Source organism: Burkholderia sp. A2 (assembly GCF_001729305.1).
In the GTDB taxonomy this organism is placed as follows: Bacteria; Pseudomonadota; Gammaproteobacteria; order Burkholderiales; family Burkholderiaceae; genus Burkholderia; species Burkholderia sola.
This window is the reverse complement of record NZ_LZXX01000148.1, coordinates 1-912: the sequence shown is the minus strand read 5'-3', so window position 1 is coordinate 912 and position 912 is coordinate 1. Positions and strand designations below refer to the sequence as shown.

Below are 912 nucleotides of genomic sequence, written 5' to 3'. Positions count from 1 at the left end.
GGATCGCGCTGTACGAGGCATTCGGGATCACCGAGGCCGGCATGGTTGCATGGAACAAGCCCGGGCACGTGCGCGTCGGTACGGTCGGCCAGCCGGCGGAGCCGGGCAGCGTCTCGTTGCTGGAGGACGGTGAAGTCGTCGTCACACGGAACGCACTGCTGTCGCTCGGCTACTTCGATGCGCCGGAAGAGGACAGTCGCGCGACATTCATCGCGCCGAATGCGGTCGCGACGGGCGACATTGCCGAATTCGATCCCGACGGCTTTTTGCGCGTCGTCGGGCGCAAGAAGGACGCGATCGTCACGAGCAACGGCGAGAAATTCCATCCCGAGCCGATCGAGGCGCTGCTGTATCGCGATCCGCGTGTCGACGTGGCCGTCGTGATGGCGGGCCCGCAAGCGGGGCTCAGCGTCGTCATCGCGACGCGCCGGCCGGACGATCCCGACGTCACCGACGCGCTGGGCGCACTCGTCCGTGCGGTCAACGGCACGCTGCCCGCACAACGGCAACTGGTGAAGGTGATTTTCACCGACCGCGCATTCGACGTCGAAGGCGGATTGCGCACGCGCAACCTCAAACTCAATCGCCGCGCGATCGCGGACGCGTTCCTGCGAGACGCATGAGATCGCCCCCCGTGCGCAAGCCACCGCCTTTGCGCGGCGGCGCGCACTGACCTCATTCTGGATACACCATGACGACGCATCCGAATCCGAACGTGTTTCAGATGGAAGTCGAACCGACCTCCATCATCGAGACGCTCGCCCATCACACCGAGCGGGACCCCGACCGTGTCGCGCTGACCATCCTGCGCGACGGCGAGGCGATCGAAAGCGAAAGCACGTTCGGCGATCTGCATGCCGGCATGATGCGCGTGGCGCGCGGACTCGCGCGACTGACCGAGCCGGGCGCTCG

At 66.4% G+C, this 912-nt stretch carries 1 protein-coding gene and 1 pseudogene; both read left to right on the top strand.

Going from position 1 to position 912, the window contains the following annotated elements; all coding sequences use genetic code 11:
- Positions 1-623, top strand: a pseudogene (locus A9Z05_RS31595) (AMP-binding protein); the annotation flags it as partial.
- 101 nt (positions 624-724) lie between these two features.
- On the top strand, positions 725-912 hold a 188-nt coding region (locus A9Z05_RS31590), incomplete at its 3' end, for a hypothetical protein (RefSeq protein WP_256122144.1).